The organism is Streptomyces sp. NPDC020490 (assembly GCF_044335305.1).
In the GTDB taxonomy this organism is placed as follows: domain Bacteria; phylum Actinomycetota; class Actinomycetes; order Streptomycetales; family Streptomycetaceae; genus Streptomyces.
Genome location: NZ_JBIRUY010000039.1, coordinates 76,188 through 92,264 on the forward strand (window position 1 = coordinate 76,188; position 16,077 = coordinate 92,264).

At 72.4% G+C, this 16,077-nt stretch carries 12 protein-coding genes; 7 read left to right on the plus strand and 5 right to left on the minus strand.

Annotated elements, in window-relative coordinates:
• Nucleotides 1-3: 3 nt before the first annotated feature.
• Genes ACH4ZX_RS32595 through ACH4ZX_RS32605 form a run of 3 tightly spaced genes read left to right on the plus strand, consistent with a single transcriptional unit; the run spans nt 4 to nt 4,627 of the window.
• Nucleotides 4-399, plus strand: coding sequence for a DUF742 domain-containing protein (locus tag ACH4ZX_RS32595; RefSeq protein ID WP_398280701.1), 396 nt, complete (start codon nt 4-6; stop codon nt 397-399).
• 24 nt (nt 400-423) lie between these two features.
• Nucleotides 424-4,041, plus strand: a complete 3,618-nt coding sequence (locus tag ACH4ZX_RS32600) for a hydantoinase B/oxoprolinase family protein (RefSeq protein ID WP_398280704.1) — start codon at nt 424-426, stop codon at nt 4,039-4,041.
• Nucleotides 4,022-4,627, plus strand: coding sequence for a GTP-binding protein (locus tag ACH4ZX_RS32605; RefSeq protein ID WP_398280707.1), 606 nt, complete (start codon nt 4,022-4,024; stop codon nt 4,625-4,627). The genes ACH4ZX_RS32600 and ACH4ZX_RS32605 overlap by 20 nt, the downstream gene beginning before the upstream one ends.
• Before the next feature lie 49 nt (nt 4,628-4,676).
• Here ACH4ZX_RS32605 and ACH4ZX_RS32610 read toward each other — a convergent pair whose 3' ends face one another.
• Together ACH4ZX_RS32610 and ACH4ZX_RS32615 are read right to left on the minus strand one after the other, a co-directional pair.
• On the minus strand, nt 4,677-5,855 hold the full coding sequence (locus ACH4ZX_RS32610; RefSeq protein WP_398280710.1) for a lipid-transfer protein: 1,179 nt from the start codon (nt 5,853-5,855) through the stop codon (nt 4,677-4,679).
• Nucleotides 5,852-6,277, minus strand: coding sequence for a Zn-ribbon domain-containing OB-fold protein (locus ACH4ZX_RS32615; protein WP_398280741.1), 426 nt, complete (start codon nt 6,275-6,277; stop codon nt 5,852-5,854). Before ACH4ZX_RS32615 ends, ACH4ZX_RS32610 begins: the two co-directional genes overlap by 4 nt.
• A gap of 94 nt (nt 6,278-6,371) precedes the next feature.
• Here ACH4ZX_RS32615 and ACH4ZX_RS32620 point away from each other — a divergent pair, with 94 nt between their 5' ends.
• Both ACH4ZX_RS32620 and ACH4ZX_RS32625 read left to right on the plus strand, forming a co-directional pair.
• Complete coding sequence (locus tag ACH4ZX_RS32620; RefSeq protein WP_398280713.1) at nt 6,372-7,181, plus strand: M15 family metallopeptidase; 810 nt, start codon at nt 6,372-6,374, stop codon at nt 7,179-7,181.
• Nucleotides 7,182-7,228: 47 nt separating this feature from the next.
• Entirely contained in the window at nt 7,229-7,765 is a 537-nt protein-coding gene (locus ACH4ZX_RS32625; protein ID WP_398280716.1) for an NUDIX domain-containing protein, read from the plus strand.
• A gap of 1 nt (nt 7,766) precedes the next feature.
• Here the strand turns inward: ACH4ZX_RS32625 and ACH4ZX_RS32630 are convergent, their stop codons facing one another.
• On the minus strand, nt 7,767-10,133 hold the full coding sequence (locus ACH4ZX_RS32630) for a TIM-barrel domain-containing protein (protein ID WP_398280720.1): 2,367 nt from the start codon (nt 10,131-10,133) through the stop codon (nt 7,767-7,769).
• Between the two features lie 213 nt (nt 10,134-10,346).
• Here ACH4ZX_RS32630 and ACH4ZX_RS32635 point away from each other — a divergent pair, with 213 nt between their 5' ends.
• Nucleotides 10,347-12,323: an acetoacetate--CoA ligase gene (locus ACH4ZX_RS32635; protein ID WP_398280723.1), complete on the plus strand. Its 1,977-nt coding sequence runs from the start codon at nt 10,347-10,349 to the stop codon at nt 12,321-12,323.
• A 162-nt stretch (nt 12,324-12,485) separates the two neighbouring features.
• Entirely contained in the window at nt 12,486-13,382 is an 897-nt protein-coding gene (locus ACH4ZX_RS32640; RefSeq protein ID WP_398280726.1) for a hypothetical protein, read from the plus strand.
• Nucleotides 13,383-13,461: 79 nt separating this feature from the next.
• Here ACH4ZX_RS32640 and ptsP read toward each other — a convergent pair whose 3' ends face one another.
• On the minus strand, nt 13,462-15,132 hold the full coding sequence (ptsP, locus tag ACH4ZX_RS32645) for a phosphoenolpyruvate--protein phosphotransferase (RefSeq protein ID WP_398280729.1): 1,671 nt from the start codon (nt 15,130-15,132) through the stop codon (nt 13,462-13,464).
• Nucleotides 15,133-15,210: 78 nt separating this feature from the next.
• Nucleotides 15,211-15,660 carry a PTS glucose transporter subunit IIA gene (locus ACH4ZX_RS32650; RefSeq protein WP_398280732.1) on the minus strand — a complete coding sequence of 150 codons (450 nt, stop codon included), beginning with the start codon at nt 15,658-15,660 and terminating at the stop codon, nt 15,211-15,213.
• Between the last annotated feature and the right edge of the window lie 417 nt (nt 15,661-16,077).

Sequence of the window (16,077 nt, forward strand, 5' to 3'; positions counted from 1 at the left end):
GTCATGAGTGCTGACGGTCAGGGAAGAAGCCACTGGTTCGACGACGAGGCCGGACCGGTCGTCCGTCCGTACGCGATGACGCGCGGCCGCACCTCCAGTCCCGGCCAGCACCGCCTCGACCTGATCGCGGTCGTCGTCACCGAACCCCACGCCGACGACCCGGAAGCGGACCCGGCGCTGTCCCCGGAACACGTGGACATCGTCGGGCTGTGCAGCGACGCCCCGCAGTCCGTCGCGGAGCTCGCGGCGGAGCTCGACCTGCCCATCGGCGTGGTACGGGTCCTCATCGGGGACCTCGTGGACGCGGAACTCGTCCACGTGAACCGGCCCGTTCCCCCGGCCGAGCTGGTGGACGAGAGTATTCTGCGCGACGTGATCAACGGCCTGCGGGCGCTGTGAGCGGCGCGGAAGCGGGGTACTGACGTGACCGGCTGGCAGTTCTGGGTCGACCGAGGCGGCACCTTCACCGACATCGTCGCGCGTCGCCCGGACGGCCGCCTGCTGACGCACAAGCTGCTGTCGGAGAACCCCGCCCGGTACTCCGACGCGGCCGTCGCGGGCGTCCGCGAACTCCTCGACGGCTCCGAGGACCCCGTCGAGGCCGTCCGCATGGGGACGACGGTCGCCACCAACGCCCTCCTGGAACGCAAGGGCGAGCGCACCCTCCTGGTCGTCACCCGGGGCTTCCGCGACGCCCTGCGCATCGGCTACCAGAACCGGCCGCACATCTTCGCGCGCCGCATCGAACTGCCCGAGCTGCTGCACGAGCGGGTCGTCGAGGCCGACGAACGCATCGCCGCCGACGGAACCGTCCTGCGCGCGCTCGACCCGGACTCCCTCGCCGGCCCGCTCCGGCAGGCCTACGACGACGGGATCCGCGCCGTCGCCGTCGTCTGCATGCACAGCCACCTCCACCCCGCCCACGAACAGGCCGTCGGACGGCTCGCCGCCCGCATCGGCTTCCCGCAGATCTCGCTGTCCAGCGAGGTCAGTCCGCTGATGAAGCTCGTCCCCCGCGGGGACACCGCCGTCGTCGACGCCTACCTGTCGCCCGTGCTGCGCCGCTACGTCCAGCACGTCGCCGACCAACTCGCGCGCGTCCGCCTGATGTTCATGCAGTCCAACGGCGGCCTCGCCGAGGCCGGGCAGTTCCGCGGCAAGGACGCCATCCTCTCCGGCCCGGCCGGCGGCATCGTCGGCATGGCCCGTATGTCGCAGCTCGCCGGCTTCGACCGGGTCATCGGCTTCGACATGGGCGGCACCTCCACCGACGTCTCCCACTTCGCCGGCGAGTACGAGCGCGTCTTCACCGCGCAGATCGCCGGGGTCCGGCTGCGCGCCCCCATGCTGGACATCCACACCGTCGCGGCCGGCGGCGGCTCCGTCCTGCACTTCGACGGCTCCCGCTACCGCGTCGGACCGGACTCGGCGGGAGCGGACCCGGGACCCGCCTGCTACCGCGGCGGCGGCCCGCTCGCCGTCACCGACGCAGGCGTCATGCTCGGCCGCATCCAGCCCGCCCACTTCCCCAGGGTCTTCGGGCCCGGCGGCGACCAGCCCCTCGACGACGCGCTCGTCCGTGAACGCTTCACCGCGCTGGCGCACGAGATCCGCGAGCAGACCGGCGACGACCGCACCCCCGAGCAGGTCGCCGAGGGCTTCCTGCGGATCGCCGTCGCCAACATCGCCAACGCCGTCAAGCGGATCTCCGTCCAGAAGGGCCACGACGTCACCCGCTACGCGCTCACCACCTTCGGCGGCGCGGGCGGCCAGCACGCGTGCATGGTCGCCGACTCGCTCGGCATCCGCACCGTCCTCGTACCGCCCATGGCGGGCGTCCTGTCCGCGCTCGGCATCGGTCTCGCCGACACCACCGCCATGCGCGAGCAGTCCGTCGAGGCGCCGCTGCGGCCCGCCTCGATGCCCGCCGTCCGGAAGACGGCCGACGACCTCGAAGCGGCGGCCCGCGCCGAACTCCTCACCGAGGACGTACCCGACGACCGCATCCAGGTCACCCGCCGCGCCCAGCTCCGCTACGACGGCACCGACACCACCCTCACCGTCGAGCTGACCGAGCCCGACGCGATGAAACACGCCTTCGAAGAACGTCATCGCGCCACCTACTCCTTCACCCTCGACCGGCCGATCGTCGTCGAAGCCCTCTCCGTGGAAGCCACCGGCATCACCGAACCCCCCGATCTCTCCGCCCTCGCCCCGTACGAGGGCCGCCCCGCCGCCCCGGACACCGTGCGCCTGCACACCCACGGCGCCTGGCACGACGTACCGCTGCACCGCCGCGAGGACCTGCCCCCCGGCCACACCGTCACCGGGCCCGCGATCATCACCGAGACCAGTGCGACGACCGTCGTCGACGACGGCTGGCGGGCCGTGGCGCGGGACGACGGGCATCTGGTCATGGAACGCGCGGCGGTCACGCAGAGTTCCGATCTGGACACGAAGGCGGACCCGGTCCTGCTCGAGGTCTTCAACAACCTCTTCATGTCGATCGCCGAGCAGATGGGCGCCCGCCTGGAGTCCACCGCCCAGTCCGTCAACATCAAGGAGCGCCTGGACTTCTCCTGCGCCCTCTTCGACCCCGACGGGAACCTGGTGGCCAACGCCCCGCACATCCCCGTGCACCTGGGGTCGATGGGCACCAGCGTCAAGGAGGTCGTAAGGCGCAGGGGCGCTTCGATGCGGCCCGGCGACACCTACGCCGTCAACGACCCCTACCACGGCGGCACGCACCTGCCGGACGTCACCGTCATCACCCCCGTCTTCGACACGCAGGGTGACCGGATCCTGTTCCACGTCGCCTCCCGCGGCCACCACGCGGAGATCGGCGGCATCGCCCCGGGCTCCATGCCCGCCGACAGCCGCGCCATCGAGGAGGAGGGCGTCCTCTTCGACAACTGGCTGCTCGCCGAGAACGGCCGCTTCCGCGAGGAGGAGACGCTGCGCCTGCTCACCGAGGCGCCCTACCCCTCCCGCAGCCCCAGGACCAACCTCGCCGACCTGCGCGCCCAGATCGCCGCCAACCAGAAGGGCGTCGACGAGGTCGCCCGCATGATCGACGACTTCGGCCTGGACGTCGTGCAGGCGTACATGAAGCACGTCCAGGACAACGCCGAGGAAGCGGTCCGCCGGGTCGTCGACGCGCTCGACGACGGCGAGTACGCCTACCGGACCGACGCGGGCGCCGTCATCCGCGTACGCGTGCGCGTGGACCGCGGCGACCGGTCCGCCACCATCGACTTCAGCGGCACCTCGCCGCAGCTGGCCGGCAACTTCAACGCCCCCTTCTCGGTCGTCAACGCGGCCGTCCTGTACGTCTTCCGCACCCTGGTCGCCGACGACATCCCCCTCAACGACGGCTGCCTGCGCCCGCTCCGCATCGTCGTGCCGCCCGGCTCCATGCTCGCGCCCGACCCCCCGGCCGCCGTCGTCGCGGGCAACGTCGAGACGTCCCAGGCCATCACCGGCGCCCTGTACGCGGCGCTCGGCGTGCAGGCGGAGGGCTCCGGCACCATGAACAACGTCACCTTCGGCAACGAACGCCACCAGTACTACGAGACCGTCGCCTCCGGATCCGGCGCCGGCGACGGCTTCCCCGGCGCGCCGGTCGTCCAGACGCACATGACCAACTCGCGGCTCACCGACCCCGAGGTGCTGGAGTGGCGGCTGCCGGTGCTGCTGGAGGAGTTCGCCGTCCGGCGCGGCAGCGGCGGAGCCGGACGGTGGCGCGGCGGTGACGGCGCCGTACGCCGCATCCGCTTCCAGGAGCCCATGACCGTCTCCACGCTGTCCCAGCACCGCCGGGTGCCGCCGTACGGCATGGCGGGCGGCGAGCCGGGCGCGCTGGGCGCCAACCGTGTGGAGCGCGCGGACGGCACCGTCACCGTTCTGGCCGGAAGCGACTCGGCGGACGTCGGCCCCGGCGACGTACTCGTCATCGAGACACCCGGCGGCGGAGGCTACGGGCCGCCGTCGTCCCACCCCCATCGAGCAGGAGAAGAAATCGATGATCTTCGGGCGTTCTGAGCGCGGGAAGCCTCCGGTCGAGCCCGTCACGCTCAAGATCCTGGTGGCGGGCGGCTTCGGCGTGGGCAAGACCACTCTCGTCGGGGCGGTCAGCGAGATCAGGCCGCTGCGCACCGAGGAACTGCTCACCGAGGCCGGACGGCCCTTCGACGACACGAGCGGCGTGGAGGGCAAGCACACCACCACCGTGGCCATGGACTTCGGCCGCATCACGCTGCGCGAGGACCTCGTCCTGTACCTCTTCGGCACCCCCGGCCAGCAGCGCTTCTGGTTCATGTGGGACGAGCTGTCCGAGGGTGCGTTGGGCGCCGTCGTGCTCGCCGACACCCGCCGCCTGGAGGACTGCTTCGCCGCCGTCGACTATTTCGAGCGGCGCTCCATCCCCTTCGTGGTCGGCGTCAACTGCTTCGAGGACGCCGCCCGTCACCCCGCGGAAGAGGTGCGCCAGGCGCTCGACCTGGACGAGGGCGTGCCGCTGCTGCTGTGCGACGCCCGCGACCGCGAGTCGGCCAAGGAACTCCTCGTCGGGGTCGTCCAGCACGCGATGGCGTACGGCGCCCGACGCCGGCAGGCCGTCACCACCTGAGGCGCCCCGAGCGGCCCGTACCCCCGCCGACCGGGGCACGGGCCGCGGCTCACCGCACCGCGATCACCGCCGAACCGTGCCCGAACAGCCCCTGGTTCGCCGTGATCCCCACGCGTGCGCCCGCCACCTGCCGGTCACCCGCCTGCCGCCTCAACTGCCAGGTCAGCTCGCAGACCTGGGCGATGGCCTGCGCCGGAACCGCCTCCCCGAACGATGCCAGCCCACCACTGGTGTTGACGGGTATGCGCCCGCCCAGAGCCGTCGCGCCGTCCCGCAGGAGCTTCGCGCCCTCGCCCTCCCCGCACAGCCCCAGATCCTCGTACCACTGCAACTCCATTGCCGTGGACAGGTCGTAGACCTCGGCGAGGGAGAGGTCCTCGGGGCCGACGCCGGCCTCCTCGTACGCGGCTTGCGCGATCGACGCCCGGAACGTGCCGGCCGGGGGCGCCACCGCGGCCGCGGAGTCCGTCGCGATGTCCGGCAGGTCCAGCACGGTGGCGGGATAGCGCGGCGTCACCGTCGACACCGCCCGGATCCGCACCGGTTCGGCCCGTCCGTGCCGGCGCGCGAACTCCATGCTGGACAGCACCAGCGCAGCCCCTCCGTCCGACGTCGCGCAGATGTCCAGCAGCCGCAGCGGATCGGCGACCACGGCGGAGGAGGCGACCTCCCGCGCGGTCACCCGCTTGCGGTAGCGCGCGTACGGATTCAGCGCGCCCGCGGCCGCGTTCTTCACCTTGACCTGCGCGAAGTCCTCCGGGGTGTCCCCGTGGACGGCCATCCGGCGGCGCGCCCAGAGCGCGAAGTACACCGGGTTCGTGGCCCCGAGGATCCGGAAGCGCAGCCAGTCCGGATCGTCCGGCCGGTCCCCGCCGGCCGGACGGAAGAACCCCTTGGGCGCCGCGTCGGCCCCCACCACGAGCACCACGTCCGCGAGACCCGAGAGGATCTGCGCCCGCGCGGCGTCGACGGCCTGCGCCCCGGACGCGCACGCCGCGTACACGCTCGCCACCCGGGCCCCCTGCCAGCCCAGCGCCCTGGCGAACGCCGCACCCGCCACGTACCCGGGATAGCCGCCGCGCACGGTGTCCGCGCCGACGACCGAGCCCACCTGCCGCCACTGAAGCCCCGCGTCGGCGAGCGCCGCGACCCCGTACTCGACGAAGCCGCGCCCCCACTTGCCCCAGGGGTGCATGCCCGCGCCGAGCACCGCCACCTCGCCCGTCATGCCCTCACCCCCGTCGGCCGCCAGTGCCACGTCGTCCAGACCGTCTCCGCGTCCTCGCCCAGCACGCCGGGGACGGCCTCGACCTCCATGCCCACCGTCAGACCGGCGACGGTGACACCGGGAGCCGCCTGCCCCAGCACCACGATCCGCTCGGCCTCCAGCTCCACAGCGATCAACGTGCACGGCTCCCACGGAAGTTCCGGATCGGTCACATACGGTGACGGAGGCCGGTACCGGCTGTCCGTGTACGACCAGACGCGCCCGAGCCGCGACAACGGCACCTCGAGCAGCTCGCCGCCGGCGCAGTCGGGGTTGCGGCAGTGGACGTCCTCACGCGGGAAGAAGACCGAGGCGCAGACGGCGCAGCGGGTGCCGAGGAGGCGGAAGCCGTCGCCGTCACCGGCGAACCAGCCCGTCACCACGGGTGTGTGCGTACGCGTCACGATGCCTCCCGTAGCGAATCTGACGGAACGTCAGAAGTGTCACGGCAGACCGGAGATGGGCAGAGGCAGAGACATGACACGACTCTCCACCGCCTTGCGCGGCCTGGGCGCCGCGCTCGCGGCCCTGCTCACCCTGACCGCCGCCGGCGCCACCGCCCGCGCGGACACCGAGCCCAGGGCCCCGAAGGACTTCGTCGCGCTCGGAACCGTAGACCCGACGATCCTCCAGGAGATGCGCTACTTCACCCCGCACAACTTCGTGGGGGAACGCATCGACGGCTACCGGCAGCCGGTCTGCATCCTCACCCGCCCCGCGGCCGAGGCCCTCCACCGGGCCCAGACCGAGCTCCTGCGCAAGGGCTACACCCTCAAGGTCTACGACTGCTACCGGCCGCAGCGTGCCGTGAACCACTTCGTGCGCTGGGCGGAGGACCTCGACGACCAGGCGATGAAGGGCGAGTTCTACCCGGACGTCGACAAGACCCGCCTGTTCGCGGACGGGTACATCGCGGAGAAATCCGGCCACAGCCGCGGCTCGACCATGGACCTCACGATCGTGCGGCTCCCCGCCCGGCCGACCAGGCCGTACCACCCCGGAGAGCCCCTGGTGCCCTGCTACGCCCCCAAGGACGAGCGCTTCCCCGACAACTCCGTCGACATGGGTACCGGTTTCGACTGCTTCGACACCCTCGCCCACACCCTCGACCCGCGCGTCCAGGGCGCACAGCGGGCCCACCGCATGCTGCTCAAGAACACCCTGGAGGGCCTCGGATTCGTGAACCTCGCCGAGGAATGGTGGCACTACACCTTCAAGCCCGAGCCCTACCCGGACACCTATTTCGACTTCCCGGTGTCCGCGAAGTCGCTCGCCGGCACCCGCTGAGCCGCCCCCCGGAAACTCCCTCCCCGTGATCGGATACAGTCCGCCGCGTGTCCGAAACTCAGCACTCCAACCCCAACTCCGCGCCCGGCTCCCACTGTTCGAGCTGCGGAGCGCCCTACGGAGAGGGCGTCACCGGCTGGCCCCGCACCTGCCCGGCCTGCCACGCCGTGGCCTACCGCAACCCGCTGCCGGTCGCGGTCGCGCTCCAGCCCGTGTACGACACGCAGGGCACCGCCCTCGTCGTCGTCACCCGAACCGTCGCCCCCGCCCGCGGAGGCGTCGCGCTGCCCGGCGGCTACATCGACGACCGCGAGGACTGGCGGCAGGCCGTCGTCCGCGAGCTCAAGGAAGAGACCGGCATCGACGCGGCGAGCCGCGACGTACGGCTCATCGACGCCATGAGCTCGCCCGACGGGCACCTGCTGCTGTTCGGCCTCCTCCCCGAACGCCCGGCCGAGGGCCTGCCGCAGCCGGCCGCCACGGACGAGACGGAGGGCTGGCACCTCCTGCGCAGGCCCGAGGATCTCGCCTTCCCCCTGCACACACTGGCCGTACGGGCCTGGTTCGAAGGCCGGTACATCTGACTCAGGTCCCCTGAAGCCCGCGTACACGCACCGGGTAGGGCGGTTCGCTCACGCCGTTCTCGCCCTCCCGCTCCACCACCACCCGTCCGCCCTCCCAGCGCGAGACGTACCGCTCCAGCTCCGGCTCCGCCCATCCGTCGCCCGCGTCGGGCACCACCAGACAGCCCCCGGCCCGACCCCGGCCCGGCGCCCACACCTCCAGCTCCAGCCCGCCCCCGGCCCCGCGCACGGGTATGACGGCACCCGCGCGCGCGAGCACCGGAATCCGCGACAACGGCGCGTCCACCAGCACCTGCCCCGGCCCCTCGTACGCCCGCTCCGTCACCGTGTCGTACCACCGGCCCCGCGGCAGCCGCACCGCACGGCGCTCCGTACCCGGACCGAATACCGGCGCCACCAACAGGCAGTCGCCCAGCAGGAACGCGTCCTCGCAGTCGCGCAGCGCGCGGTCCTCCGGGGACCCCCACCACAGCGGCCGCACATACGGGGCACCGGTGCGCCGGGCCAGATGCGCCAGCGTCATGAAGTACGGCAGCAGCCGCCGGCGCTCCACGAGCGCCGCGCGCGCGTGCTCCAGCACCTCGGCACCGAACTCCCAGGGCTCCCGGCGCCCCGCGCGCATGCTCGCGTGGGTGCGGAACAGCGGCATGAAGGCGCCCAGCTGGAACCAGCGCAGATACAGCTCCGGCGACGGATTCCCGTCGAAGCCGCCCACGTCCGGCCCCGAGTACGGCACCCCGCACAGCCCCAGCCCCAGGACCAGGGACAGCGACGCCCGCAGCCCCGGCCAGCCGGTCGCCACGTCGCCCGACCAGGTCCCGCCGTAGCGCTGCATGCCCGCCCACCCGGAGCGCGAGAACACGAACGGCCGCTCCTGCGGCAGCAGCTCGCGCAGCCCCTCGTAGGCCGCCCTGGCCATGCACAGGGCGTAGACGTTGTGCGCCTCACGATGGTCGCCACCGCGTCCCTCCAGGGAGTGCCTGGCCGACCGCGGGAGCGTCGACTCACCGAAGGCGGCGAAGGAGGTGGGCTCGTTCATGTCGTGCCAGAACCCGGCGAACCCCTGCGCCAGCCGCTCCTCGTACAGCCCGCCCCACCACTCACGCACGCGCGCGTGCGTGAAGTCCGGGAACACCGCCTCCCCGGGCCACCCCACACCGCGCACCACCCGCCCCGAGGCCTCCCGCACGAACGCGTCCGCGGCCGCCCCGGCGTCGTACACGGCGTTGCCCGGCGCGGCCTTCACCGCCGGGTCGACGACGGACACCAGCCGTATCCCGTCCCGGCGCAGCTCGTCGGCGAGCACCGGCAGCTTGGGGAAGCGGTCCTCGTCGACCGTGAACACCTGGTGCCCGTCGTAGTGGTCGATGTCCAGATGGACGGCGTCCAGCGGCAGGTCGCGCTCCTGGTAACCCGCGACGATCCGGCGCACCTCCTGCTCGCTGCCGAAGCACCGGCGCGCGTGGTGATGGCCGAGCGCCCACGCGGGCGGCAGCGCCGGCGCACCCGTCAGCGAGGCCCAGGCGAGCAGCACGCGCGCGGGAGTGCCCACCATCACCCAGCAGCGCAGCGGCCCGCCGTCCATCCGCAGTTCGCACGTCCCCGCCCGGTCGTGACCGGAACCGGCGCCCTCCTCCCCCTCGCGCAGGGTCACCGTCCCGTCCCACGACGTGTCGTGGAACACCAGGTGCGTGGCCGCGTCGGCCACCACCAGCTGCACCGGCATCGTGATGTACAGCGGATCGTCGCCGGGACCGAACGGCCGGCCCGGATCGGTGTTCCACAGCCGGTACGCGCCGTCGCGCAGCCGAGGCCCCGACGCCCGCCCGCCGAGCCCGAAGAACCGCGCGTCGGCGGGCACCTCGGTCCGCTGCATCCAGCGCGCGACGCCGCCCCCGGCCGGCTCCCACCAGCGGGGCGGCAGATCACGGCGCACGCTCACGCCACCCGGCGTGAACACCTCGACCGCGCCGTGCCGCGAGACGGCCACCGTCGCGCGCTCGGCCACGACCCGCCAGCCGCCGTCCTTGTCGGGCTCCAGCACCGCCCGCGGATCCGGCTCCGGGCAGCGGCCGGCGAGCGCGTACGAGGGATCCGGGCCCGCCCCGTCCCAGCCCCAGAAGACCGCCCCGTTCACGGCCACGAGGATCCGCAGCTCGGAGCGGGCGAACCGGATGACACCGCCCCCCGGGCCCGGCTCCACCTCCCGCACCGGGCCGGGCACCCGTGCGCGCTCGGCACCCCGCGGCGGCAGCGCACCCGCGTCGGCACGCCGCCTCCGCCAAGCGGCCCGCACGGTGCGCAGCCCCTGCGCCGCCCCCGCCGAACCGACCGTTTTCACCGAACGCACCAGGTCACGACCGTCCATGCTGCTCAGCCTGCCATTGCCGACGCCACGCGCGCGGCTCGTTCAACTGCCGTTCACCCGTGCCTGGGCCACATCTTCATGACAGCGACTATGTGGGGCGCGCCCTGGTGCGGAAGTCGATCACATGGCATCGTCCGTGTCAGCCGCGTCACGCGCACACCCCAGCCCGTGCGCGGAGGACGCACACGACGCGCACAGCCCGGGAGCCGCCCCATGCCGACCGAGAACCCCCAGCCCCTCTGGCAGCCCGATCCGGAGCGTATCGCGCGTGCACAGGTCACGAAGTTCCAGGCCTGGGCCGCCGAACGTCACGGCGCCCCGTCCGAGGGCGGCTACGCGGCACTCCACCGCTGGTCCGTCGACGAGCTGGAGACCTTCTGGAAAGCCGTCACCGAGTGGTTCGACGTACGGTTCTCCACGCCCTGCGCCCGCGTGCTCGGCGACCGCTCCATGCCGGGCGCCGAATGGTTCCCCGGGGCCACGCTGAACTACGCCGAGCACGCCCTGCGCGCGGCCGCCACCCGCCCGGACGAACCGGCCCTCCTGTACGTCGACGAGACCCACGAGCCGGCCCCGGTGAGCTGGTCCGAGCTGCGCCGCCAGGTCGGCTCGCTGGCCGCCGAACTGCGCGCCCTGGGCGTACGGCCGGGAGACCGCGTCAGCGGCTACCTGCCGAACATCCCGCAGGCCGTGGTCGCCCTGCTCGCCACGGCCGCCGTGGGCGGCGTCTGGACGTCCTGCGCCCCCGACTTCGGCGCGCGCAGCGTCCTCGACCGCTTCCAGCAGGTCGAGCCGGTCGTCCTGTTCACCGTCGACGGCTACCGCTACGGCGGCAAGGAGCACGACCGCCGCGACGTCGTCGCCGAACTGCGCCGCGAACTGCCCACCCTGCGGGCCGTGGTCCACATCCCCCTCCTCGGCACCCAGGCCCCCGAGGGCGCCCTGGAGTGGTCCGCCCTGACGGGCGCGGACGTCGAGCCCGTCTTCGAGCAGGTCCCCTTCGCCCACCCCCTGTGGGTGCTGTACTCCTCCGGCACGACCGGCCTGCCCAAGGCCATCGTCCAGTCCCAGGGCGGCATCCTGGTCGAGCACCTCAAGCAGCTGGGCCTGCACTGTGACCTCGGCCCCGAGGACCGCTTCTTCTGGTACACGTCCACCGGCTGGATGATGTGGAACTTCCTCGTCTCCGGCCTCCTGACCGGCACCACGATCGTCCTGTACGACGGCAGCCCGGGCTACCCGGACACGGCCGCCCAGTGGCGGATCGCCGAACGCACGCGGGCCACCGTCTACGGCACCTCGGCCGCGTACGTCATGGCGTGCCGCAAGGCCGACGTGCACCCCTGGCGCGACTTCGACCTCTCCGCGGTGCAGTGCGTCGCCACCACCGGTTCACCGCTGCCCCCCGACGGCTTCCGCTGGTTGCACGACGAGTCCGCCGAGAACGGCGCCGGCCTGTGGATCGCGTCCGTCAGCGGCGGCACCGACGTGTGTTCCTGTTTCGCCGGAGCCGTGCCGACGCTCCCGGTCCACATCGGCGAGCTCCAGGCCCCCGGCCTCGGGACCGACCTGCAGTCCTGGGACCCCAGCGGCGAACCCCTGGTCGACGAGGTCGGCGAACTCGTCGTCACCAACCCCATGCCCTCGATGCCGATCTACTTCTGGAACGACCCCGACGGCAGCCGCTACCGGGACAGCTACTTCGAGACCTACCCCGGCGTGTGGCGCCACGGTGACTGGATCACCATCACCTCCCGCGGCTCCGTGGTCATCCACGGCCGCTCCGACTCGACGCTCAACCGCCAGGGCGTCCGCATGGGCTCGGCCGACATCTACGAGGCCGTCGAGCGCCTGCCCGAGATCAGGGAGTCCCTCGTCGTCGGCATCGAACAGCCCGACGGCGGCTACTGGATGCCCCTGTTCGTGCACCTGGCCCCCGGCGCCGTCCTGGACGAGGCACTGCTGAACCGCATCAAGCAGACGATCCGGGAGCAGCTCTCGCCGCGTCACGTCCCCGACGAGATCATCGAGGTGCCGGGCGTCCCGCACACCCTCACCGGCAAGCGCATCGAGGTCCCGGTCAAGCGCCTCCTCCAGGGCACTCCGCTGGAGAAGGCGGTGAACCCGGGCTCGATCGACAACCTCGACCTGCTGCACCACTACGAGCAGCTCGCCCGCAAACGCGGCTGAGAACCGCGAGCCGACCGCCGCAGGTGCCTCGGACCCCCGGACAGCGGGATCGGGAGCCTGCGGACGGTCGTCGCGCGGTCCGCGACCGTCCCACCCGGACGCCGTTGTCAGTGCCCCCGATTACTGTGAGTGAGCATTGATCGACTGCGCACAGGGGGACACATGTCAGCGCACACCGACCACCGGACCATGCGACGCGTCCTGCACCGCGAGATCGCGGGCACGATCGGCCTGCTCACCGACGAGCACGACTTCCGCGCCATGCGGCGCTACCGCAGCTTCGCCTTCCACGACCACACGGCCTACCTCCAGCAGGTGGAGGCGCTGCTGAGGACGCGAGCCTCTCAGGGCAGCCACACCGCGGTCGCCCTCTTCGACCCGCAGGAGTACGCCGACTTCTGCGCCGAGACCGGCCTCGACCCGGACAAGGCGGCGAGCCGCACCCGCTTCACGGCCGAACTGGCGGCCGCGGGACCCACCCTGCCCTACGAGGGCCAGCCGCTGGCCGACCTGGTCCCCGCCCTCGTCGACGAGGCCGTCCGCCAGGCCACCTGGGAGTACGCCTCCACACTCCTGACCCGGCTCGGCGCCTGCGCCTCCTGCGGCGAGGACATCGGCCGCGCCGCCTTCACCCGCGCCTCCCACCTCCTCGTCCGCATCCTCGACACGGCGGGGCCGGGAGACCGGCACCTGGTATGCAGCGTCACCGGAACCCCGGAGACCCTGGTCGCCGTCCTCCACGCCGACCAGGACACGAACGGCGACACCCGGCTCGACGAGGCCGAGGCCCTCGAATTCGCCACCGTCCTCGCGCTGGGCATCGCCACCCAGAACCCCGCGGGCCTCGTCATGCGCACCAGCGCGCCGGGCACCGCGGACCGCGTCTACGGCTGGCGGGTCCGCGGAGAGGGCCTCGAGCCCCTGACCGCGGGCGAGGTCTTCGACGCCTACTGCACCGACATCGAATCCGGCGACCTCATCTCCCCTGAATCGGACGTCGACTACTGCGTACCGCCCGACCTGGGCGAGGAGGGACCGGCGCCGGGCCACCTCCACTGAAACGACGGCGGGGCGCCCCGGAGGAGGCGCCCCGCCACGAAGCCGGCAGGTCCCGCGGGCCGGCGAACCGGCCGGACGGCTACTCGCCGGACAGCACCGCCTGAGCCGCGTTCCGCGCGGCCTCGGCACTGTCCGTGGCCCGCGCAGCCGCGGCCGCACGCTCGCACTGGGCCAGCGTGTACTTGCTCAGCGCCGCCCGGACGTACGGAATCGACGCCGCACCCATGGACAGGGAGGTGACGCCCAGACCGGTCAGCACACAGGCGAGCAGCGGGTCGGACGCGGCCTCACCGCACACGCCGCAGCTCTTGCCCTCGGCCTTGGCCGCCTCGGCGGCCAGCGCCACCAGGTCGAGCAGCGCGGGCTGCCACGGATCCTGCAGCCGGGACACGGCGCCCACCTGACGGTCCGCGGCGAACGTGTACTGCGCGAGGTCGTTGGTGCCCAGCGACAGGAACTCGACCTCCCGCAGGATCGAGCGTGCCCGCAGCGCCGCCGACGGGATCTCGACCATCGCACCGAACTTCGCGTGCAGCCCCGCCTCACGGCACGCGTCCGCGAACGCCTTGGCGTCGGCACGGTCCGCCACCATGGGGGCCATGACCTCGAGGTGCACCGGAAGCCCCTCGGCGGCCTTCGCCAGGGCGGTCAGCTGCGTGTGCAACACCTCGGGGTGGTCGAGCAGCGTCCGCAGACCGCGCACGCCCAGTGCCGGGTTCGGTTCGTCGGCCGGGGTGAGGAAGTCCAGCGGCTTGTCCGCGCCCGCGTCGAGGACCCGGACGACGACCCGCCCCTCGGGAAAGGCCTCGAGCACCTGCCGGTAGGCCTCGACCTGCTTGTCCTGCGACGGCGCCTTCCTGCTGTCGTCGAGGAAGAGGAACTCGGTGCGGAACAGACCGACACCCTCGGCCCCGGCCTCCACGGCGGCCGGCACGTCGGCGGGACCGCCCACGTTGGCCAGCAGCGGCACCTTGTGACCGTCCGACGTCGCACCCGGCCCGGTGGAGGCGGCCAGCGCGGCCTTGCGCGCGGCGGCCGCGGCCTCCAGCTCGGCCCTCTTCTCGGCACTCGGGTTCACGAAGATCTCGCCGGTGCTGCCGTCCACGGCGATCACCGTGCCCTCGGCCAGCTCACCGGCGCCCGGCAGCGCGACCACGGCCGGAACGCCGAGCGCCCGCGCGAGGATCGCGCTGTGGCTGGTCGGGCCGCCCTCCTCGGTGACGAAACCGAGCACCAGCGTCGGGTCCAGCAGCGCCGTGTCCGCGGGCGCGAGGTCCCGCGCGATCAGGACGTACGGCTCGTCACTGTCCGGAACCCCGGGCATCGGAACCCCCAGCAGCCGGGCGACGATACGATTCCGCACGTCGTCCAGGTCGGCCACCCGCCCGGCCAGGTACTCACCGGCACCGGCCAGCAGGGTGCGGTAGGCCGCGAAGGCGTCGTACACCGCGCGCTCGGCCGTGCTGCCGACGGCGATACGCCGCTCCACATCCGCCATCAACTCGGGGTCCTGGGCCATCATGGCCTGCGCCTCGAGTACTCCCTGGGCCTCTCCGCCGGCCAGATTGCCGCGCGCAATCAGGTCGGCCGCCACAGCGTCCACGGCCTTGCGGGCGCGCCCCTGCTCGCGTTCCGCGTCCTCCGCCGGGATCTGCTTGGCAGGCGGTTCGAGGACCGCCGTTCCCATGTGCCGGACCTCGCCGACCGCCACACCGTGGCTCACACCGACGCCTCGCAGCGTTGTCTCCATCTCACCCTTCTCCGGTAGTGCGGCGGGTCCCGCCGCCGCGTTGGTTGTCCTGCCCGCCGCCGCACGGCGGCACCGGCGTCACGCCCAGACGAAGAGGCTGTCGCCAGCCTTCACGTCACCGTCTTCGCGGAGTTCGGAGAGGGTGTCTGCCGTGGCCTCGAGCGCCACGACCGGGCAGACGGAGGACTTGCCGGCGGCCTCCACGGCAGCCGGGTTCCAGCGCACGATGCCCTGGCCACGGGTCACGGTGTCGCCCTTGTTCACCAGCAGTTCGAAGCCCTCGCCGTTGAGCTGCACGGTGTCGATGCCGAGGTGGGTGAGCACCCCATGTCCCTGCTCGTCCACGACCACGAAGGCGTGCGGGTGCAGAGAGACGACGACTCCGTCCACCGGCGCGACGGCCTCGGATGGCTCGCGCACGGGCTCGATCGCGGTGCCCGGGCCGACCATGGCCCCGGAGAAGACCGGATCAGGCACTGAGGTGAGTCCGATGGCGCGTCCTGCCAGCGGGGACGTCACGGTGGTCATGGGAAGCCTCCCAGGGTGGAGATGCATGTACGGGCCGTCACCGCATGTCCCTGACGGCGCACTGTGCAGCAGGGTATGTCATACGAAGTGCCGGTTCGGAGGGAAGATACCGCTTTAGAGGTCTAGACCACCAGCCCAATCGATTTGCACCCGATCGGCGGCCCCGTGTACAGTCGTATCCCTGCTTGAGGACGAGCGACGCGAGCAAGCGTCCTCGCTCGGCAGGCACCCATACTCGTCAGATCCTATCCCGGGTCGTGTTCTGCGTGTCCGCAGAACGGTGGTCAGGGAGACGGAAAAACACTGATAGAGTTTGGAACAGCGAAGGGAAGCGCCCGGAGGAAAGCCCGAGAGGGTGAGTACAAAGGAAGCGACCGTTCCTTGAGAACTCAACAGCGTGCCAAAAATCAACGCCAG